The organism is Agrobacterium sp. A3-95 (assembly GCF_053521785.1).
This window is the reverse complement of the sequence record NZ_JBNWDR010000008.1, coordinates 24,255-44,466: the sequence shown is the minus strand read 5'-3', so window position 1 is coordinate 44,466 and position 20,212 is coordinate 24,255. Positions and strand designations below refer to the sequence as shown.

At 60.1% G+C, this 20,212-nt stretch carries 16 protein-coding genes; 4 read left to right on the top strand and 12 right to left on the bottom strand.

All coding sequences use genetic code 11. From position 1 onward, the window contains the following. Positions 1–97: 97 nt before the first annotated feature. Positions 98–736, bottom strand: coding sequence for a 2-dehydro-3-deoxy-phosphogluconate aldolase (locus ACQZ5Y_RS19730; protein WP_003516242.1), 639 nt, complete (start codon positions 734–736; stop codon positions 98–100). A 171-nt stretch (positions 737–907) separates the two neighbouring features. On the opposite strand from ACQZ5Y_RS19730, the gene ACQZ5Y_RS19725 reads away from it, so the two are divergent. The 3 genes from ACQZ5Y_RS19725 to trhO all read left to right on the top strand — a co-directional run bounded on the left by ACQZ5Y_RS19725 (position 908) and on the right by trhO (position 3,346). Continuing rightward, complete coding sequence (locus tag ACQZ5Y_RS19725; RefSeq protein WP_025595043.1) at positions 908–1,396, top strand: CYTH domain-containing protein; 489 nt, start codon at positions 908–910, stop codon at positions 1,394–1,396. After that, on the top strand, positions 1,380–2,288 hold the full coding sequence (locus ACQZ5Y_RS19720) for a CHAD domain-containing protein (RefSeq protein WP_035200190.1): 909 nt from the start codon (positions 1,380–1,382) through the stop codon (positions 2,286–2,288). Before ACQZ5Y_RS19725 ends, ACQZ5Y_RS19720 begins: the two co-directional genes overlap by 17 nt. 101 nt (positions 2,289–2,389) lie before the next feature. After that, positions 2,390–3,346: an oxygen-dependent tRNA uridine(34) hydroxylase TrhO gene (trhO, locus tag ACQZ5Y_RS19715; RefSeq protein WP_026331042.1), complete on the top strand. Its 957-nt coding sequence runs from the start codon at positions 2,390–2,392 to the stop codon at positions 3,344–3,346. Positions 3,347–3,456: 110 nt separating this feature from the next. On the opposite strand, the gene ACQZ5Y_RS19710 is transcribed toward trhO, so the two are convergent. The 11 genes from ACQZ5Y_RS19710 to ACQZ5Y_RS19660 all read right to left on the bottom strand — a co-directional run bounded on the left by ACQZ5Y_RS19710 (position 3,457) and on the right by ACQZ5Y_RS19660 (position 19,258). Continuing rightward, the gene (locus tag ACQZ5Y_RS19710; RefSeq protein WP_003516234.1) at positions 3,457–5,706 is read right to left on the bottom strand and encodes a bifunctional diguanylate cyclase/phosphodiesterase; all 2,250 of its coding nucleotides are present in this window, start codon (positions 5,704–5,706) and stop codon (positions 3,457–3,459) included. A gap of 196 nt (positions 5,707–5,902) precedes the next feature. Then, positions 5,903–6,682 carry a MetQ/NlpA family ABC transporter substrate-binding protein gene (locus ACQZ5Y_RS19705; protein ID WP_003516232.1) on the bottom strand — a complete coding sequence of 260 codons (780 nt, stop codon included), beginning with the start codon at positions 6,680–6,682 and terminating at the stop codon, positions 5,903–5,905. A gap of 53 nt (positions 6,683–6,735) precedes the next feature. After that, complete coding sequence (locus ACQZ5Y_RS19700) at positions 6,736–7,404, bottom strand: methionine ABC transporter permease (RefSeq protein WP_003516230.1); 669 nt, start codon at positions 7,402–7,404, stop codon at positions 6,736–6,738. Continuing rightward, positions 7,394–8,494 (bottom strand): methionine ABC transporter ATP-binding protein, encoded by a 1,101-nt coding sequence (locus ACQZ5Y_RS19695; RefSeq protein WP_162692105.1) that lies wholly within the window; start codon positions 8,492–8,494, stop codon positions 7,394–7,396. The genes ACQZ5Y_RS19700 and ACQZ5Y_RS19695 overlap by 11 nt, the downstream gene beginning before the upstream one ends. A gap of 295 nt (positions 8,495–8,789) precedes the next feature. Beyond that, positions 8,790–9,419: an NAD(P)H-dependent oxidoreductase gene (locus tag ACQZ5Y_RS19690; RefSeq protein ID WP_003516226.1), complete on the bottom strand. Its 630-nt coding sequence runs from the start codon at positions 9,417–9,419 to the stop codon at positions 8,790–8,792. A gap of 371 nt (positions 9,420–9,790) precedes the next feature. Continuing rightward, complete coding sequence (locus ACQZ5Y_RS19685) at positions 9,791–11,170, bottom strand: GH1 family beta-glucosidase (protein WP_174051045.1); 1,380 nt, start codon at positions 11,168–11,170, stop codon at positions 9,791–9,793. Positions 11,171–11,939: 769 nt separating this feature from the next. Then, positions 11,940–13,250: a xylose isomerase gene (gene xylA, locus ACQZ5Y_RS19680; RefSeq protein WP_174051043.1), complete on the bottom strand. Its 1,311-nt coding sequence runs from the start codon at positions 13,248–13,250 to the stop codon at positions 11,940–11,942. A 239-nt stretch (positions 13,251–13,489) separates the two neighbouring features. Beyond that, a complete protein-coding gene (gene xylB / locus ACQZ5Y_RS19675) occupies positions 13,490–14,944 on the bottom strand; it encodes a xylulokinase (RefSeq protein ID WP_174051194.1) in 1,455 nt (484 codons plus the stop codon). 103 nt (positions 14,945–15,047) lie between these two features. Next, a complete protein-coding gene (locus ACQZ5Y_RS19670) occupies positions 15,048–16,070 on the bottom strand; it encodes a LacI family DNA-binding transcriptional regulator (protein WP_013762325.1) in 1,023 nt (340 codons plus the stop codon). Between the two features lie 368 nt (positions 16,071–16,438). Next, entirely contained in the window at positions 16,439–18,022 is a 1,584-nt protein-coding gene (locus tag ACQZ5Y_RS19665; RefSeq protein WP_013762324.1) for a DHA2 family efflux MFS transporter permease subunit, read from the bottom strand. A 30-nt stretch (positions 18,023–18,052) separates the two neighbouring features. Further along, complete coding sequence (locus ACQZ5Y_RS19660) at positions 18,053–19,258, bottom strand: HlyD family secretion protein (RefSeq protein WP_019566960.1); 1,206 nt, start codon at positions 19,256–19,258, stop codon at positions 18,053–18,055. 160 nt (positions 19,259–19,418) lie between these two features. On the opposite strand from ACQZ5Y_RS19660, the gene ACQZ5Y_RS19655 reads away from it, so the two are divergent. Next, positions 19,419–20,105, top strand: coding sequence for a TetR/AcrR family transcriptional regulator (locus ACQZ5Y_RS19655; protein ID WP_003516212.1), 687 nt, complete (start codon positions 19,419–19,421; stop codon positions 20,103–20,105). The last annotated feature ends 107 nt before the right edge of the window (positions 20,106–20,212 follow it).

The following is a 20,212-nucleotide window of genomic DNA, read 5'->3' as shown; positions in this document are numbered from 1 at the left end:
GAGGGTAAAGTCTACACGGGAAGATAGGGAGCCATGGCACGAATACAAATGACAAACCCGCTCACGCCTTCGTGAACGGGCTTGAAGAAGTGGCAGATCAGCCGCGCAGCGCCGCGGCTTCGGCAGCGAGCCTGGTGATGCCGGCCCAGTCAGCCGTTGCCACCAGTTCGCGCGGAGCAACCCAGGAACCGCCAACACAGACGACGTTCGGCAGGGAAAGATAATCATTGGCATTCTTCAGCGAGACGCTGCCGGTCGGGCAGAACACCGTGCCGGCGAGCGGCGAGGACAGTGCCTTGAGGTATGGCGCGCCACCGGCCTGTTCCGCCGGGAAGAACTTCAGCACCTTGTAGCCTTCGTCGCGCAGCGCCATGACTTCGCTTGCCGTGGCGGCCCCTGGAAGCAGCGGCACGTTGGAGGCGCGCGCAGCTTCCAGCACGCTTTTGTTGATGCCTGGGCTGACGATGAAGGTTGAACCGGCTTCAGCGGCCGCCTCGAAATCTTTGGCGTTGAGGATGGTGCCAGCGCCGACATGGGCGCCCTCCACTTCCGCCGCAACCGCACGGATGGCATCGAGTGCCGCCGGCGTGCGCATGGTGATCTCGATTGCCTTCAGGCCACCTGCGACCAGAGCGCGCGCGAGCGGCACGGCGGAAGCGGCATCATCCACGATCAGCACCGGCACGACCGGCTGCAGCTTGAGGATGGAGAGCAGTTTTTCGGAGTCCTGGGCCAAGATAAGCCTCCCTTGCGCGATTGAAACGATTGAAATCCGGTTTATCGATTAGCCTGCCCCGGCCTTGATGTCGAGGCATGGCAAGACCATTTTTATCCAGATACTTCAATCTATTCGCTTCTTTATGACGTCTTCATGCGATAATCTGGCGCACCGGTTTACGGAGACAGCATGGCCAAGGAAATCGAGCGGAAGTTTCTGGTTGCAGGCGATGAATGGCGTAATGAAGTGACGCATAGCATGGCTTTCCGGCAGGCATATGTTGCCTCGCTGGAAAATCGTTCGGTCCGGGTCAGGATCGTCAACGGGCTTGACGCGACACTGACCATCAAGATCGGCGCGAGTTCGCTCGTCCGCGATGAATATGAATATTCCATTCCACTGAATGACGCGGAAGAATTGATGGCCAGCGCCCCCGGCGTGGTGATCGAGAAGATGCGCCACACGGTTGATCACGGTGGATTCACTTGGGAAGTCGATGTTTTCGAGGGTAAATACAAGGGGCTGATCGTGGCGGAGGTAGAGATGGACGACGAGAACGCCAACCCCGATCTGCCCTCCTGGCTTGGCAAGGAGGTAACGGGCGACCGTCGCTTCTCCAACCAGTCGCTCGCCATGGACTGTCCCCACGGAGACTTGGCGGATGCCCTTCAGGATTGACCCGAACAAACCGTTCGACGATGAAATCCGCCGCGCGGGACTGGAGCTGATTGAAGAGGCGATAACCAGCCTTCGCGACCAGCCTTCCGGGCGCCATGAGGCGGTGCACGATGCCCGCAAGCGGTTCAAGCGGCTGCGCGCCCTCTACCGCCTCATCGCCAGGGCAGCACCCGATTTCAGCAAAGAGGAAAACGCCCGCTTTCGCGACATCGCCCGCTCGCTCGCTTTTGCGCGGGAAGCGACGGCGCTGGTGGAGACGGTGGAGTATCTCGAGACTTTCGCGGCCTCCACGACGCAAGGAAAGGCGCTGCGATCGATCGCGACAGTCCTGCGCAAGCGCCGTGACCACGCCATCGAACATGAGGCAGGTCTCGACGAGGCCATTGCGGCCGCCATCGCCGGCTGCGAGGAAGCACGCAAGAGGCTGAAGGCAGTGTCGCTGCCGGACGAGCTTAAAGATGTGACAAGGCTGGTGAAAACCGGGTGGGCGAAGCAGAGGAAGAGGGCGCGTAAAGCACTTGCCGACTGCCATGAGCAGGCCGACGTCGAACATTTCCACGAATTGCGCAAGGCGGGCCAGGCCTACTGGATGCATCTCGGCCTTCTGCGCCGCCTCTGGCCATCGGCCATGCGCGCCAAGCGGGCCGACACCAAGCGGCTGGTCGACATCCTCGGCCACGAGCACGATCTTTCGGTCCTTGCAGCCTTTGCGGACCGGGAACCGGAGCGTTTCGGCAATGGCGAGCGACTGGCTCTGCTTCTCGATGCAATCATTCAGAGGCAGCAGGCGCTGCGCGGAGATGGCCTTGAGCTGGCAAACGAAGTCTTCTCCGAATCCGCCAGAACCGAAAGCCGCATCGTCGGCCTTTTATGGCGGCAGGCGGCGAAGTAGACCGGAAAGCCCGAAGAGACTGAGAATTTGACGATTTTCAAAATACCGGCAGCGGCGGATAAATATTGATTTGCGGCCGCCGCCGCTGTATTTCAGCGGCCATGACCGACACCACCATTCTCCCCCGCCCGGAAGCCGCCCCTCACCCCACTGGCGATTTTCTCGTGGCTGCGCTTTATCATTTCGCCCGCCTGCCGCGGTTTGAAAGCCTGCGCGACGAGCTGTTTCAGCTTTGCCGGGAAAACGGCGTCAAGGGCACGCTGCTTCTGGCGGCGGAAGGCATCAATGGCACCATTGCCGGGCCGGATGCGGGTGTGCGCGCCATACTTGCCTTCCTGCGTGCGCAGCCGGAATTTACGGCGCTGGAACATAAGGAAAGCCGGGCATCGAACATGCCCTTCGTGCGCATGAAGGTGAAGCTCAAGAAAGAGATCGTCACCATGGGCGTGCCGGATATCGATCCCAACCGCATCGTCGGCACCTATGTCGATCCGCGCGACTGGAACTCGCTGATCTCCGACCCGGACACCATCGTCATCGACACCCGCAACGACTACGAGACCGCGATCGGTCTCTTCAAGGGCGCGGTGGACCCGAAGACCAAGACCTTCCGCGAGTTTCCCGACTGGGTAAAGAACAATCCCGGCCTGCACAACAAGCCGAAGATCGCCATGTATTGCACCGGCGGCATCCGCTGCGAAAAGGCGACCGCCTTCATGAAGGAACAGGGGTTCGATGAGGTCTATCACCTCAAGGGCGGCATCCTGAAATATCTGGAAGAGGTGCCGGAAGAAGAAAGCCTGTGGGAAGGCGCCTGCTTCGTGTTTGACGAGCGCGTCTCCGTCGTCCACGGTCTTGCCGAAGGCGATCACAAGCTCTGCCACGCCTGCCGCAACCCGATCACATCGCAGGTGCGCCAATCCCCGTTGTTCGAGGAAGGTGTGTCCTGCCCGAGCTGTTACGACGACCGGACAGAAGAGGATCGCCAGAGGTTCCGCGACCGGCAGCAGCAGATCGAACTGGCAAAGAAGCGCGGCGAGCGCCATCTGGGGCGCTAAAGCGGATCGGCATCCAGTCACGGCACGTCTTCACGGTGAGAAGGCTCTTACGCGATTAACGACTTGATCGCTCTGGCCCCCGGATGAGGTCCGGGGTGACGGAGTGTGGATCACCCTTTTGCCCCTGCCCGAAGCGCAAACAGCGGCGCCGTCTGCTCCTCCAGCATGGCGGTAATCTCTTCAGCGGCGACGGGTTTTGAGAACAGGTAGCCCTGCAATTCGTCACAGCCACACAGATGCAGGATAGCCGCCTGTTCTTCTGTCTCGACGCCCTCCGCCGTGACCGGAATATCAAGAGATTTCGCAAGCGCCACGGTTGCCTGCAACATTTCCAGCGACCGCCCGCCCTGCTCCAGCGCCATGACCAGCGACCGGTCGATCTTCATGCGGTCGAAACCGAAGCGGCGCAGATATCCGACGCTGGCGAAACCGGCTCCGAAATCGTCGAGCGCTATATGCAGGCCAAGCTGTTTCAGCTTGTCGATTGCCGCACTTGCCCGCTCCGGATTCTGGATGAAATAGCCCTCGGTCATTTCCAGCCGCAGCCTTGCGGTTGGCGTCTGCGTGGCGGCGAGAATATCCGCCACGTTGCCGGAAAAGGCCGGATTGCGGAACTGAACGGGTGAAATATTCACCGAGAGCTTGATGGAGGGCCATTGACCCGCCGTCTCGCAGGCCTTGCGCAGCACCAGCAGGCCGAGCCGCTCGATAAGGCCACTGGTTTCGGCAGCGGCGATGAAGATATCCGGCGGCACGAAGCCGTATCCCGGCCTTTGCCAGCGGGCAAGCGCCTCCACCCCGGTTATGCTGCGCGTGGCGGCATTGACGACCGGCTGGTAGACCACCGATATCTCGTCATTCAGGATGGCATAACGCAGATCGGCCTCAAGCTGCAGCTTCTCCTCGCGCAGCGCATCCATTTTCAGCTCGTAGGCGACGTAACGCCCACGCCCGTTTTCCTTCGCCTGATACATGGCCATGTCGGCGCGGCGCAGCAGTTCCTCACCGTTGATATCACCGGCTCTGGAGACGGAAGTGCCGATGCTGCAACCGATGCTCGCCACCCGCTCGCCGATGCTGAACGGCTCGGTGAACAGTTCGAGCAGCGCCTGGCAGAGCTTGCGGCCTTCCGACCACACGTCGTTGCCCTGAATGGCGATGGCGAATTCATCGCCGCCGAGCCGCGCGAGCACGGCATCTTCCGGCACAAGCACCCTGAGCGCCGCCGCAACGCCCTTGATCAGCCGATCGCCGGCAGCGTGACCGTAGGAATCGTTGATCTCCTTGAAACCATCAAGATCGAGGTAAAGCAGCTTGATATCGGTCTTGTCGTGGCGGGCCTTGCCCACCATGCGGTTCAGCTTGGAAAACAGCCCGGCGCGGTTGCTGAGCCCGCTCAGACGATCGCGCAGCGCCTCTTCCCTCGCCGCCGCCTCGTCAGCCTTCAGCCGGTCGAGCGTCGCCGAACCGATGATGAGAAGTACGAGAAAGAACGTTCCGGCAATGCCGAGTGCCGTGAAGACGACCGGCCGGGCCTCATGGAAGCTCACGTCCCCCGGCAGCTGCGAGCGCCAGACGAGCCGCGCCAGCACATCGCCAAGCGGATTGACGACATCCACATGGTTGGTCGCCGGTCCGTCGCCATATTGCAGTTGCAGACCATCGATGACGTAGTTGCGGGCCAGCTTGTCTACCGTCGCCTGTTTGAGATGACGCGCGAAAATCAGATATCGCCGCTCGGACCCGACCGGCGGCAAGACCCCGGATTTGAGCCGCACCAGCGCGACACCCGTAGCCGCGACGCCGTCGCGGGTTTTCACGAAACCGGTGACCTGCGACGCGATGCCGGGACGCATGGAGCGCACCCGTTCGATCATCTCCTTGAGGCCTTCTGCGAAATAGTCATGGGGCTTCCAGGCAACCGGCTTGCCGTTCTGGTAGGCCATGCGGACCTTGCCGTCTTCGTCGAGGACGACGGCGGTATCGAAAAGATCGCTGTTGACCGTCATCTCGCCGTAATTGCTCGCCACCCAGTCGAACCTGTCGGGGGCGTAGACATAGTCGGCAGCATCGTCCCAGGCGGCGTAGTCGTTCAGCGTCGCGCCAAGCTGGTCGCGGAAGGTGACAAGGGCGCCCGCCGTTGTCTCTCGCGAGCGGGCATTGTCGAGCGAGTTCGCTCTTTCCCTGACCTGGCTCAGAGCAGACAAGACCAGCGCGGTGACAATGAGAAGCACCAGCGCAAATGTGGACAACACGACGCCGACGGCGGTTCTACGCCCGACCGGCAAATATTCCCCAATGTTTCGCGGCGCAATCCGCATAAAATCCCCTTCGAAAGCATCATCTTGCGAAGGAAACATTCAAAAGCCGTTAAGTTGGATTGTGGCGACGCCACAAAAAACAACGGGTATAAAACGACAGTAGGGGTGAAATAGAGAAAAATTCTCCCCACAATGGTGGGGGATTTTCATAAAAACCGCGGATGCGTTCGCCCCGCAAACAAAAAACCTCCCCCGCGAACGGGAGAGGCTGCAACTTCAATCGTGTCAGGCCTGATTACCAGGACGGAATGACCGTGCCGTTGAACTTCTCCAGAATGAAGGCCTTCACTTCCGGGCTGTGGTAGGATTCCACCAGCGTCTTCACCCACGGCTTGTCCTTGTCCTGCGCACGAACGGCGATGACGTTTGCGTAAGGGGACTTTTCGCTTTCGATGGCGATGGCGTCCTTCTTGGGGTTCAGGCCTGCTGCCGTGGCATAATTGGTGTTGATGACCGACGCGTCGGTGTCATCCAGCGAGCGCGGCAACTGCGCAGCGTCAAGTTCAACGATCTGGATGTTCTTCGGGTTTTCGGTGATGTCGGCAGGCGTTACCTTCAGACCGGCTTCTTCCTTGACCTTGAGCACACCCTTGGAAGCGAGAACGAGAAGCGCACGGCCGCCATTGGTCGGGTCGTTCGGAATACCGACCGTCGCGCCGTCCTTCAGCTCGTCAAGGCTCTTCACCTTCTTCGAATAAACGCCCATCGGCGTGGTGATGGTGGTGCCGACGCTGACGAGATCGAACTTGCGGTCAGCGATCTGGTTGTCGAGGTAAGGCTGGTGCTGGAAGGAGTTGGCCTGAAGCTCACCGTCTGCCAGTGCCTGGTTCGGCACGACGTAGTCGGAGAACTCGACGATATCGATGTCCAGTCCCTTGGCGGCGGCGATCTTTTTGACCTGTTCCATGATCTGCGCGTGCTCGGCAGGTGTAACACCAATCTTGATGGTTTCGGCCAGCGCCTGACCGGCGGTAAAGAGAGCGGCGAGCGAAGCCGCGAGGATGATTTTCTTCATGGATGTCTCCTTGGGTTTGTTGTTCTTGGGTTTGTTGTTCTTGAACGGTTTTATCAGTTCTTGCGGGTGCGCTTGTCGAAGCTGCGGGCAAGCCGGTCGCCGGCGCTCTGCACGAGTTGCACGAGCACGATCAGCACCAGCACCACGACCAGCATCACGTCAGGCATGAAGCGCTGGTAGCCGTAGCGAATGCCGAGATCACCCAGCCCGCCGCCGCCGACAGCACCGACCATGGCCGAATAACCGATGAGGCTGACGAGCGTGAGGGTAAGCGCCAGCGTGATGCCCGGCTTTGCTTCCGCAAGCAGGACCTTGGTGACGATCTGCAACGGTGTTGCGCCCATGGCGCGGGCCGCTTCGATCAGGCCCTTGTCGACCTCGCGGATCGCCGCTTCCACCAGCCGCGCGATGAAAGGCACGGTGGCAACCGTCAGCGGCACGATGGCCGCACTGGTGCCGATGGAAGTGCCGGCGACCAGCCGCGTGAAGGGAATGATCGCCACCACCAGAATGATGAAGGGCGTGGAGCGCGCCGCATTGACGACAAGGCCGAGGATGCGGTTCGTCATCGGCGCGGGGAAGAGTTCGCCTTTGCCGCTGGTGGCAAGGAAAACGCCCATCGGCACGCCGATGATGGAGCCGACGATGCCGGCGACCGCGACCATGTGCAGCGTCTGCAGAAGACCCTTCGACAGAAGGTTGAAAAGCATATCAGGCGACATAACCGAGCACCTCCGTGTGAAGACCGGTCTCAGTATAAAAGCGGCCGGCGCGGGCGGTGGTTTCCGCCGTGGCCGGATAGGACACAACCAACGAGCCGAATGGTTCGCCGGAAATTTCCTCGATGGTGCCGGCAAGGATGTTCACGTCAGGACCGATTTCCGCAACAAGACGCGCGGTCAGCGGCTGGAATGCCGTTTCGCCGAAGAACACCAGCCGCACGAGAACGCGGTCACCCTCCTCGGCTTCCGGCTTCAACCCTGATGTAACCCAGTGCGGCAGCTTAACCCCAACCGAGGACGACAGCAGGCTGCGGGTCGTCTCGTGTTTCGGCGCGGTGAAAATATCGAAGGTGCGCCCCTCCTCCACGATCAGGCCCCTGTCGATGACGGCGACCTGCGAGGCGATGGTCTTCACCACCTCCATCTCGTGGGTGATGAGCAGCACTGTCAGCCCAAGTTCGGCATTGATCCGCTTCAGGAGTTCAAGGATGGACTGGGTCGTCTCCGGATCGAGCGCGGACGTCGCCTCGTCCGACAACAGCAGCTTGGGTTGCGTCGCAAGCGCGCGGGCGATGCCGACACGCTGCTTCTGCCCACCCGACAGTTCCGCCGGATAACGCTTCGCCTTGTCGGAAAGGCCAACGAGTTCGAGCAGCGGCGTTACCCGCGTTTCGATCTCTTTTTTACCGAGACCGGCAATTTCTAGCGGCAGCGCCACGTTGTCGAAAGCGGTGCGCGACGACAGGAGATTGAAGTGCTGGAAGATCATGCCGACGGAACGGCGAAGGGTCCTCAGACTCTTCTCATCAAGGGCGGCAACATCGACGCCGTCGACGACCACCCGGCCGGACGACGGTTTTTCAAGGCCGTTGGCGAGGCGGATGAGGGTGGATTTGCCGGCACCAGAGCGGCCGATGATGCCGGTGATGGAACCCTTCGGCACGACATAATCAATGCCGGCGAGGGCTGCGAAGCCCGGCTTGCCATCGCTGCCGCCAAAGGTCTTGGTCACGCCTTCAAACGTGACCATCGCGTCCTTGGCAGTCTGCGGTGCGCGCGCGAGCGATGTCGCGTTGGATGAAAAACTCATTGGGAACTCTGCGAAAACTCTTGACGGATCGGGTCTCAAAAAATCCTGTTGCGGTGCTGAACCGCTCTCTTCATGCAGCCTTCCGGCACATTCGATGACAGCTGATTTTCCGGGTCATTTCGTCAGGCTTTCACTCAGAAATGCCGGGGATCGGCAATTCGATGGCGCATACTTGCCCGCAGGCGCCATCTTTTAACAGGGATGATTTTTCAATTATCTGAAATCAGAGAAAAAATCTACCGCAAAGCCGTCTGTGCGGCCCTGCGGCAGTCAAGACTTCGCGAGTGCGTGAAAATCAGACGCGGCTGACGAATTCCTCAAGCGGGCGGCGGACCTTCTTCAGGTTCACCAGCCAGTCGCCTTCCGGCTCGCGGTATCCGAGCGGCAGGATGGTGACGGAGCGCAGGCCCTTTTCACGCAGGCCGAGGATTTCATCCAGCTTGGCCGGATCGAAACCTTCCATCGGTGTGGAATCCACACCCTCGAAAGCAGCCTGCGCCACCGCCATGCCGAAACCAATATAGGCCTGACGGGCTGCGTGTTCGAAATTCACCTGCTCATCACGCTGCGGATAGGAGGAGAGAAGCTTCTGACGATACGCTTCCCAGCCCTCGTTCTTGACGCCACGCTCTTCGTTGACCAAGTCGAACATATGGTTGATCCGCTCTTGCGTGTAGTTATCCCACGCCGCAAACACCAGAAGATGCGAACCTTCAGTCACCTGCGCCTGGTTCCAGGCGATCTCGCGGATCTTTGCGCGCACTTCCGGATCGGTAACGACGATGACTTCGAACGGCTGCAACCCGCTGGAAGTGGGCGCCAGCCGGGCGGCTTCGACGATGCGCTCGACCTTGTCTTCCGCAACAGTCTTGGAAGGATCCATTTTCTTGGTGGCATAACGCCAGTTGAGTTTTTCGATAAGCATGTTCGTTTTCCCTGGGAGGACCAGCCCGCACCGCTCCGGATGAGGCAGCAGCGGGCGCTACGTCTGCGTAGCCTGCCTGACATAGGAGACAGGATGGCAGGCGCAAGCAGGCACCGCCGGGTAACTGGCAAAAAAGTTTGGAAAACTGATAGTAAGGTGGAAGAACTTTATTGGGGAGAGCGATCGTGTGCTTTCCTGGTGAGGAATACGGCAGGTAAAGTTCACACACGAGCCAGCCTCTCCACCCTCATTCCTGTACTTGTCACAGGAATCAAGCCGACAAGCGTCTGCGTGGCGCAAATACTCATCCCAGCCCGAGGACTTGGGGCGGCTGGATCCCTGTGACAAGCACAGGGATGAGGGAGAAAGCCTCACCCCTTCATCACACCGTGGTTCCCCTTCGGAAAACCCGATGCCAGCGCGCTGTACCATTTGCCGCTGTTCTTCAACGTACGAACCTGCGTTTCGTAATCCACGTGAACGAGGCCAAAGCGCATGCGGTACCCTTCCGCCCATTCGAAATTGTCCATCAGGCTCCAGGCGAAGTAACCCCGCATGGGGTAACCGTCCTTCACCAGATCAGCAACGATACCAAGATGTTCGGCGTAATAGTCAAGACGGGGTTGATCATCCACCTCGCCGTTTTCGACGCCCATATTGTAGCAGGCGCCATTTTCGGTGATGTAGCAATCGGGCAGCTCGTAGCGCTCGTAAAGCGTCTCCACCAGGGAATGCAGCGCCGGCGCATAGACTTCCCAGCCGATATCGGTTTTGACATCGCTGACGGCCGGGGCTGGTTTGGTGGCAGGGAATTCCGCACCTTCGGTGGCGTCGTCGGCAACGCGCATCGGTGTATAATAATTCAGGCCCCACCAGTCGAGCTTCTGGCTGATGATGGACAGGTCTTCCGCCTCCACCACCGGCATGCGGCTGCCCAGGGCCTCCATCATTTCGGCCGGATATTCGCCCTTGAAGACCGGATCGAAAAACGCGCCGTTGTGGAACTGGAATGCCCGTTCAGCTGCCTTCATGTCGGCGTCGCTATTGGAGGCCGGGATGACGGAATGGGCGTTCAGCACCAGTCCGACCGGCACCTTGGGCGCAACATGGCGGGACGCCTCGACGCCGAAACCATGGGCAAGGTTGATGTGGTGCATGGCCGCAAGGGCTGCATCCATGTTGCGCTCGCCCGGCGCATGAATGCCATAGAGATGGCTGAGCCAAACCGCACACCAGGGTTCATTGAAGGTCGCCACCGCATCCAGCCGGTCGCCCAGCCGTGCCATGACGGTCTTGGCGTAACGCTGGAAGGCATGGGCGGTGGAACGCGAGGCCCAGCCGCCGTCGCCCATCAGTGTCAGCGGCAGGTCCCAATGGTAAAGCGTCGCATAGGTCTTTATGCCGCGCGCCTTGCAGCCATCGACGAGGCGGTCGTAGAAATCCAGCCCCTTCTCGTTGATCGGACCGAAGCCATCGGGAATGATGCGCGGCCAGGCAATGGAGAAACGATAGGCCTCGACACCCATTTCCTTGATGAGATCGAGATCATCCTCCCAGCGATTATAGTGATCGCAGGCAACGTCGCCATTGTGGCGCCCGAAGACATGTCCCGGCATGTTGCAGAAGGCATCCCAGATGGATGGCTTGCGACCGTCAACCTTGGTGGCACCCTCGATCTGGAACGAGGCAGTCGCCACGCCGAACAGGAAATCGCCGGGGAAACGGGCTGCAAGCGCTTTGTGATCGGTCATCGGATAGGCCCTTTCGTCATCCATCGAGCGTCAAAAGATGGAGAGCGGTTTAGACCAAGTCAGCAATGAGGTACAGCCGCAGGCACGCAAAATCTGCAACGTTTCAGCAGCGCGGTTAAGATATCCAAAGCGCTTTAGGTACACGAAAGTCGCCGCAACGGTTTCCCGGCGGCGGGAGAAACGACAGCCCGGCAAATGCGGATGGGAGTTGAGTGTGGTGGAAAGTCTTGCATCTGCCGGGCCGCGCCTTGTTTGACCGGAATGCCGGTCCATCGGTGACAGACTTTTCACGACACCTACCGGATCGGCCCTTCCCGCTGCTGGCAATTGCGGGACGCCTTTCCGGAACGCGGTTTGCCAGAACCACGCTTGTCGATGCCGGCAGCCGGTCCGCGAAAGGCGCCGCGCGTATCGCCCTTCCGTTCCGGTTGCAGGGGAATGATGCAGCAAAATGGACGGGTGGGGACATGCGGGGAAAAGTTTTGCGGTAAGTGACTGGAAAGAAAGGAGGGGTGGCGCGGAATTGTTCTCGCCTTTGGCAACAGACGGCGAACATGCCCCCTAATCCGGCTATCGCAACCTTCTTAGTCTCATTTTATGGAATGTTATATGCAGCATCGGGCCCGGAGACCGAGCGGTGCAGTACACCGCAGATACAACGTCATCCTCGGGCGTGTCGCGAGGATGACGGAGGAGAGGTTTTGCGGCTTTAACCAGCCTCTAGACGGGGGATGCTCCCCCGTCCTTTGTTTATGAACGTACCAGCCCGTCAAACGTAACGATTGACGACGTTCTCCAGATATTCCTGACGACCGGACTTCGGCTCGGGGTTGATATCCTGGCGCTCGACCAGCGCTGCGATTTCTTCGAGCTTCAGCTCGCCGCGCAACATCTTCTGGGCTTCAGGTGCGTCCCACTTCGCGTAACGCTCCGAAAGCGGCTTCGACAGCGCGCCGTCCTCGATCATCTTCGCCGCCGCCTTAAGGCCGCGGGCGCAGCAATCCATGCCGCCGATATGGCCGATCAGCAGGTCCTGCGGATCGAGCGACTGGCGACGCAGCTTGGAATCGAAGTTGGTGCCGCCATTGGTGAAGCCGCCGCCGGCCAGTACGTGGTAATAGGCCAGCGCCATTTCAGGAACGTTGTTGGGGAACTGGTCGGTATCCCAGCCAGACTGGTAGTCGTTGCGGTTCATGTCGATGGAGCCGAAAATGCCGAAGGCATTGGCCATGGCCAGTTCGTGTTCGAAGGAATGGCCGGCGAGGATGGCGTGACCCTGCTCGATATTGACCTTCACTTCCTTTTCGAGACCGTTCTTCTGCAGGAACGCATAAACGGTTGCGACGTCGTAGTCGTACTGGTGCTTGGTCGGCTCCTGCGGCTTTGGCTCGATCAGGATCGTGCCTTCGAAACCGATCTTGTATTTGTATTCCACAACCAGATTGAGGAAGCGGCCGAGCTGGTCCAGCTCGCGCGAAAGATCAGTGTTGAGCAGCGTTTCGTAACCTTCACGACCGCCCCATAGCACGTAATTGGCGCCGCCGAGCTTCTTGGTGGCATCCATGCAGGTCTTCACCGTCGCAGCCGAGAATGCGAAGACATCCGGGTCCGGATTGGTCGCGGCACCCGACATGAAGCGGCGGTTGGAGAACAGGTTCGCCGTGCCCCACAGGAGCTTTACGCCAGTATCAGCCTGCTTCTGCGCGAAGTAGTCGACGATCTCGTTGAGGTTCCTGGTGTTTCCGGCAAAGTTCCTGCCTTCCGGGCGCACATCGGCGTCGTGGAAGCAATAGAACGGCGAACCGAGCAGCGAGAAGAATTCAAAGGCGACATCGGCCTTCAGCTTGGCGGCCTGCATGGTGTCTTCAAACCACGGACGCTGGAACGTCTGCCCACCGAATGGGTCGCCGCCCGGCCAGGTGAAGGTGTGCCAGTAAGCCACGGCAAAGCGCAGGTGATCTTCCATACGCTTTCCGGCAACGATCTCGTCGGGATTGTAGTGGCGGAAGGCGAGCGGGTTGGTGCTGTCGGGGCCTTCATATTTGATCTTGGCGATATCGCCGAAGAAGCCTGTGCTCATTGGATGGTTCCTCCTCTGGGGTGGGTTTAGGTGGTGTTCAAAAATTCGAGGTCTGCGCGGGCCGCTTACCCCCCTCTGTCGTGCCGGACATCTCCCCCACAAGGAGGGAGCAGCAAGTTGCGCTCAACCGCTTCGATCGCGACCTCACAGGAGGACGTGACCTAGCCGCTTGTCGATCTCCCCCATTGTGGGGGAGATGCACGGCAGGGCAGAGAGGGGTGAACGGCGCACGCAAAACCTCAATGCGAAAGCGACCGAATGGCGGGATAAAGCGCGTGATACCGCTGGTAAGCCTCCTCATAAGCATCGCCAAGCGCCACCACCGGCTCGATCGTCCGCGCCGTTTCCGGCTGCGTGCAGACTGCAACCGGATCTGCACCTGTTGCAGCGATGAGACCGAGTCGGGCGGCGCCGAAAGCGGCGCCGAAATCGCCCTCGGCCGGAATATCCACGGGCACACCGAGCGAAGTCGCGATCGAGGCCAGCCAATAGGCCGAGCGCGAACCGCCGCCGATGGCGGTGACGCGGGAAATGGAGGTGCCGGCCGACTTCAGCGCTTCGAGATTGTCACGGATGGCGAAAGTCACGCCTTCCAGCACAGCCTGCGTCAGCGCCCTGCGGTCACTTTCATGCGAAAGGCCAATGAAAGAGCCGCGAATGGCGGCATCGTTATGCGGCGTGCGCTCGCCGGAAAGATAGGGTGCGAAAGTGACGCCGCTCGGCGCCAGAAGCTCGTCGCCCAGTTCACCCGTCAGTTCGGCTGCGGACTTGCCGGTGAGGCGCGAATACCAGTTGAGTGCATCGGTAGCGGACAGGATGACGCCCATCTGGTGCCATGTGTTGGGAAGCGCGTGGCAGAACGCGTGTACGGCGCTTTCCGGCTTCGGCAGATAGGAGGCGTTGGCGGCAAACAACACGCCGGAAGTGCCGAGCGAAACGAACGCGTGGCCCGCTTTCACCGTGCCCATGCCGCAGGCGGAAGCGGCATTGTCACCCGCGCCGCCGGCCACCACGGCCTTACCCGCAATGCCCCATTGCGAGGCGAGCTCGGCACGCAGCACACCTGCCTCCTCGGTGCCTTCGACCAGCGACGGCATGTGTTTTTCTTCAAGGCCGGTCGCCGCCAGAAGATCGGCAGACCATTTGCGCGCACCGGTATCCAGCCACGATGTGCCGGCGGAATCCGACATTTCCGAGATATATTCACCGGTCAGCCACAGTCGCAGGTAATCCTTCGGCAGCAGTACCTTGGCCACCTTCGCGAAGATTTCAGGTTCGTTCTTCGCCACCCAAGCCAGTTTCGGTGCGGTAAAGCCTGGGAATACGATGTTGCCGGTGATCTTGCGGAAGCGCGGATCGGCATCGAGTTCGGCAGCCTCGGCATAGGAGCGCGTGTCGTTCCACAGAATGCACGGCCGCAGCACATTGCCGCTCGCGTCTATCAGCGTCGCGCCATGCATCTGGCCGGAAAGGCCGATACCTTTCACGGCAGCGAGTTCCTTCGCAAACTTCTGCTTCAGACCTTCGACTGCGGTTTTCGTGGCGGCAATCCAGTCCGCCGGGTCCTGTTCCGACCAGCCGTGATGCGGACGCGAGACCTCCAGCGAGCCGTTGGCCGAGCCGACGATCTCCTGATCGCCGTCCATCAGCAGGGCTTTGACACCGGATGTTCCAAGATCGAGACCGAGATACATGTAATTCTCCATTCCGGCGCTCCTTGCGCCACTTCAGCGGTTTTAAGGGTCACCGCATTTCCGGACGGAAAACCGGCGGCCACTTTTCCTGGAAATGCTCTCCTCAGGGCAGATTGTCCCTGAGGAATATGTCGATACGGATACGCTCCTGCGCGGCGATGACAGCGAGACCATCCGCGCGCGCTTTCAACACGCGAATGGCGCTGCGCACCTCATGACCTGCATCCTGGTTGAGCACGGCATCGAGCACGCCTTCCCGCAGCGCATTGGCCGTGTTTTCGGTGAGCTCATGGGCGATAACGGATGGCGACCTTTCGCCCGATGACGCCCTGAGCGCCCGGATGAGGCCGCGATTACCGGCGCCGAGACTGTAGATGCCGGATAGCGCGTCGCTCGCAAGCGCCTTGGTGACCAGCGCCTCGACGGTGACGGGATCGTCCCGGCCCTCGAGGACCGGCAATAGTCGCAGGTCCGGAAATTCGCTTTCGATGACGGAGCGGAAGCCGTCTAGGCGTTCGCGATGGTCGCGCACCAGCATGGAGCCGGCAACGACCGCAATATCGCCGCCGCGCCCGGACAGGAAGCGCCCCATGAGGCTAGCCGCCGTGCGCCCGGCCGCAACGTTGTCGACGCCAGCATAATGGTCGCGGCGCGAACCGGAGAGATCGGAAACCAGCGTGACGGTGGCGATGCCATCTTCGGCCAGCCGGTCTGCGGCTTCGGCAACATCCTCAGAATCGGTGGCGACGAAGGCGACGCCCGACGGCTTTTCCCGCCGCGCGACTTCCAGCGCCTCCGTCAGTGCCGCGGCATTGAAAGGCGGCACCTCGATAACGCGGATCGCCGTGCGCTCCAGATGGGCACGGGCGGCTGCGGCACGAACTTCGGCTCGCAGCGTCGCCATGAAGGAATTGTCGTTGCCGGGAAGGATGAAGACCAGTGAATAATTGCGACCCTTAGCCAAATTGGCGGCGGCGATATCGCGCACATAACCAAGCTCGGCAATCGCCGCCTCCACCCGCGCTCGAGTAGCGGCGTGAACGCCGGGGCGCATGTTCAGCACCCGGTCGATGGTGGCAAGGCTGACACCCGCCCGCTCGGCGATATCGTGAACTGTCGGCTTCATGTTTCCTCCCGTGCCATTTGAATATCCAGCTTTGCCGCCGTCGTAAACCGAAAAATGATGTACGTACCTCACATTTTCAGCAAGATGATGATTTCGCTTTATTTCCATCTCTAAACTGCGGGTGTGCGCCTTTGCCCGGCGTCATCCCTCGGCTTTTCCCAAGGATTTAGACACATCAATAAAATCAACAGGCTGCAGACTATCGGGGCTGACCAACAACTTCCGTCATTTTAGCCCTGGACCAAGGACTTGGGCTTACTGGATATCGGCTCAAGACCGGCGTGACGGAAAAGTATCGCAACCAGACAAAAAAAGGGGCCGTCATTTCCGACGGCCCCAGCTCTGCGGTGGATGGGAGGGGATTTTGTTCAGTGCGCCGCGTCTGGTGGCGGCGCTGCCTTGGGTTTCTGGATCAGCACGGTCATGAAGATCAGGCTGCCGAACAGCAGCGTCAGCGCGAAGAACACATCCGCAAAGGCGAGTATCCACGCCTGCTGCGAGACCATGCCGACCAGCTTCTTGATCGCGACGGAAGCACCGTCCAGCCCGTAGGAATCATAGTTCGCGCCGACATTGTTCAGCCACTCCAGCGCCTGTGGATTGGAATAGCTGACATGTTCCGCCAGCCGCACATAATGATCGTCGGTGCGTTGCGACAGCAGCGTATTGATGACGGCAAGGCCAACCGCGCCGCCGAGGTTGCGGGTGAGGTTGAACAGGCCCGAGGCATTGCGGATGCGCGCGGGCGGAAGCGTGCCGAGCGCGATGTTGTTGATCGGCACCATGCACATCATCAGTCCGAAACCGCGCAGGACCTGCGGAATCAGCAGCTCGTAGAAATCCCAGTCGGTGGTCACATGCGTCATGATCCACGTGCCGCAACCGAAGCTGATGAAGCCAATGGCCATCATGATGCGCGGATCGAGCTTGGTGGACACCTTGCCGGCAATCGGCGCGGTGAAGAACATCGCAAGACCGGAAACGAACATGGTCTCGCCGATCATCAGCGCATCGTAACCGCGCACGCGACCGAGATAGAGCGGGTAGAGATAGGTCAGCCCGTAAAGCCCTATGCCCATCACGAAGGAAAACAGCGAGCCGATGGAGAAATTTCGGTCCGCAAAGGCGCGGATGTCCACAACGGGGAAGTCCACCTTGAAGGCACGCCAGAAGAACACCACCGCACCGATGACCATGGCCACCGAACCGATGACGATATGCTCGTCGTTGAACCAGTCCTTGTTGTTGCCCTCTTCCAGCACGTATTCCAGAGAGCCGAGGAAGACGGCCATGGAGATCAGCCCCCACCAGTCGAACTTCTTCCAGAGCGAGGTTTCAGGCTTGTCGAAATCGATCAGGCTCCATGTCAGGATGGTGACGATGATGCCGGGAATGATGTTGACGAGGAACAGCCAGTGCCAGGAGAAGGCGTTGGAAAGATAACCGCCGACCGTGGGACCGATGGTGGGCGCAAGCGTGGCGACGAGACCGATGATCGGCGAGACGACCGAACGCTTGGAGGGCGGGAAAATGGTGAAGGCGGCCGCAAAGACCGACGGGATCATGCCGCCGCCGATAAAGCCCTGAATCGCCCGGTAGACGATCATCTGGTCGATATTGGTCGCGGTGGCGCAGAGCGCGCTCGACAGGGTGAAGCCGGCGGCGCAGGTGGCAAACAGCACGCGCGTGGACAGGATGCGCGCCAGCGTGCCCGACAGAGGGATCATGATGACTTCTGCAATCAGATAGGATGTCTGCACCCAGGCGATCTCGTCGGAGCCCGCCCCGAGACCTGCCTGGATTTCCGCAAGCGAGGCGGAGACGATCTGAATATCGAGAATGGACATGAACATGCCGAAGACCATCGCGAAGAACGCGATGAGCCTGCGCTTGTCCATGGGTGGATCGACGGGGACAGATACCCCGCCTGTGCCGACAACCGTAGCCGCCATGATCTTGCCCTCAACGACGCCCTGGTTGGCCTATGGGTTAACGTGCGCCGTTTTCGTGTTTTCCGGCGCCGTGCGGGTATCCACATCGACGACGACGCTCAGGCCCGCACGCAGATTGTGCTTGGCGAGATCTTCCTTTGAGAAGACGATACGCACCGGTACGCGCTGGATGACCTTGGTGAAGTTACCCGTGGCGTTTTCCGGCGGCAGCATCGAGAAGACCGAACCGGAACCGGGCGAGATCGACTGGACCGTGCCTTCAATGGTCTCGTCGTCGAAAGCATCCACATGGACGCGGACCTTCGAACCGGGCACCACGCGGGCCAGCTGCGTTTCCTTGAAATTGGCGTCGATATAAAGCTCGTTCAACGGCACCAGCGAAGCAAGGCGCTTGCCGACCGAAACGAGATCGCCCGTCTGCACCGCCAGATTGCCGATAACGCCGTCATAAGGCGCTTTCAGCACGGTGAAGGCCAGATCGCGAGCCGCCTTGTCCTTGGAAAGCTGCAGCGAACGGATGGTGCTTTCGGCTTCCTCGCGCTGGGCGCGAAGAAGCTCGACATTGGCTTTCGCGGACGAGATCGCCGCCTCGCCGGCTACGACATTCGCCCTGGCCTGATCGAGCGCGACCTGCGCGCTGTCGGAAGCGGCAACGGTGCCGACATCCTTCGCCTGCAATTCGGTGGCGCGCTTCTGGGTTATTTCCGCACCGCGAAGGGCCGCATCCAGAGCGCCCTTCTGGGCAACGGCCTGTTCCTGCGCTGCCTCGCCGCCGATGATCTGCGCATCGATGCGCTTCAGCGACAGTTCCTCGGTGCGGATCTGCGCGTCGGCCTGTTCAAGCGCGATACGATAGTCGCCGTCATCCAGAGTAACCAGCGGATCACCCGCCTTGACTTCCTGGTTTTCGACAACGTTCACCTTGGCGATGTAACCCGAAACCTTGGGCGCGATGACCGCGATATCACCCTGTATATAGGCGTCATCCGTCGAAACCATGAAGCGACCGTCGATCCACCAGTTATAACCGTACCAGCCGGCGCCGGCGAGAAGGGCGATCGCAAAGATCGGCAGAAGCGGCGAACGCTTCTTCTTCTTCGGTGCGGCAATTGTCTGTGGCGGCTGTTGCGGCGGGGCCTCCACCGGCTTTGCCGGAGAGGTCTCAGCCTTGGCGGAAACGTCCGCCTCTTCCGCATCGTTGACGGCGCGAACCGCGCTATTCTTCTGGGCCGACATGAGATTGTACCGTGATAAATTGAAGAAAGTTTTTCGAACTGAACCGTTCGGTTCGATTGACATAATCCCTTTCCTGACACATATCAAGTGTAATCGAACTGATTGGTTCGACGTTCGGTTAATTTTTTTTACGCCATTGCAGTGCTAGGAACCGGTAACGATGGCAGGTGAAGACATGGATATGGAGACGGAAACCGAAACGGGCTGTCCGGGAAACCCCGCCGGGCGTTTTGCTGCGGGCGAAGACCCGGCCAAGCGTGAGCAGATTGTTGCCGGCGCCTGGCGCGTGTTCAAGCGCAAGGGCTTCGATGCCGCCAGCATGAACGACATCACGCGGGAAGCCGGCGTTTCCAAGGGAACGATCTATGTCTATTTCTCCAACAAGGAAGACCTGTTCGCCGCCCTTGTCGACCATCACCGCCAGGAATTCGCGACCTCCATGCGCAACATTCTGGCCGGCACCGAAGAGGTGCGCGACGGCCTGAAACAGTTCGGCAAGGCCTTCGCCAACAAGATGATCTGCTCCGAAATGATACCGGCCATGCGCTCGGTGATCGGCGTCATCGACCGCATGCCGAAGCTGGCGCAGCGTTTCTTCATCGCAGCACCCAACAACGTGCGCACCGTTCTTCAGGATTTCATCGAGCATCAGGTCTCGCTCGGCCATCTCAAGGTCGATGACGTCGAACTTGCCGCCCGGCAATATATCGAGCTTTCCACGGGCACTTTCTTCAAGCTGCGCCTGTTCGGAGAACTCGAAGGTCCGGTTCCCGAAGAGGAGCTGGACCGGGTGATCGACAGCGCCATCATGGTGTTCATGGCGGCTTACGGAACCGACAAGGCCTGAAATCATTCAGCAACGGGCGACTGGACCGGCAACGGCACGGGGCCTGATACGCGGTTTGCGCGAAATTTCGATGAAATCTTGCCTATCACAGGCGCGGTCTCCTTGTT

What these genes read in the sequence shown, in the direction of transcription:
- ACQZ5Y_RS19725 (WP_025595043.1), top strand. Translation starts at nt 908, where the DNA reads ATGGCCAAGGAAATCGAGCGGAAGTTTCTGGTTGCAGGCGATGAATGG.
- ACQZ5Y_RS19720 (WP_035200190.1), top strand. Translation starts at nt 1,380, where the DNA reads ATGCCCTTCAGGATTGACCCGAACAAACCGTTCGACGATGAAATCCGC.
- trhO (WP_026331042.1), top strand. Translation starts at nt 2,390, where the DNA reads ATGACCGACACCACCATTCTCCCCCGCCCGGAAGCCGCCCCTCACCCC.
- ACQZ5Y_RS19710 (WP_003516234.1), bottom strand. Translation starts at nt 5,706, where the DNA reads ATGTTTCCTTCGCAAGATGATGCTTTCGAAGGGGATTTTATGCGGATT.
- ACQZ5Y_RS19705 (WP_003516232.1), bottom strand. Translation starts at nt 6,682, where the DNA reads ATGAAGAAAATCATCCTCGCGGCTTCGCTCGCCGCTCTCTTTACCGCC.
- ACQZ5Y_RS19700 (WP_003516230.1), bottom strand. Translation starts at nt 7,404, where the DNA reads ATGTCGCCTGATATGCTTTTCAACCTTCTGTCGAAGGGTCTTCTGCAG.
- ACQZ5Y_RS19695 (WP_162692105.1), bottom strand. Translation starts at nt 8,494, where the DNA reads ATGAGTTTTTCATCCAACGCGACATCGCTCGCGCGCGCACCGCAGACT.
- ACQZ5Y_RS19690 (WP_003516226.1), bottom strand. Translation starts at nt 9,419, where the DNA reads ATGCTTATCGAAAAACTCAACTGGCGTTATGCCACCAAGAAAATGGAT.
- ACQZ5Y_RS19685 (WP_174051045.1), bottom strand. Translation starts at nt 11,170, where the DNA reads ATGACCGATCACAAAGCGCTTGCAGCCCGTTTCCCCGGCGATTTCCTG.
- xylA (WP_174051043.1), bottom strand. Translation starts at nt 13,250, where the DNA reads ATGAGCACAGGCTTCTTCGGCGATATCGCCAAGATCAAATATGAAGGC.
- xylB (WP_174051194.1), bottom strand. Translation starts at nt 14,944, where the DNA reads ATGTATCTCGGTCTCGATCTTGGAACATCCGGTGTCAAAGCCCTGCTG.
- ACQZ5Y_RS19670 (WP_013762325.1), bottom strand. Translation starts at nt 16,070, where the DNA reads ATGAAGCCGACAGTTCACGATATCGCCGAGCGGGCGGGTGTCAGCCTT.
- ACQZ5Y_RS19665 (WP_013762324.1), bottom strand. Translation starts at nt 18,022, where the DNA reads ATGGCGGCTACGGTTGTCGGCACAGGCGGGGTATCTGTCCCCGTCGAT.
- ACQZ5Y_RS19660 (WP_019566960.1), bottom strand. Translation starts at nt 19,258, where the DNA reads ATGTCGGCCCAGAAGAATAGCGCGGTTCGCGCCGTCAACGATGCGGAA.
- ACQZ5Y_RS19655 (WP_003516212.1), top strand. Translation starts at nt 19,419, where the DNA reads ATGGCAGGTGAAGACATGGATATGGAGACGGAAACCGAAACGGGCTGT.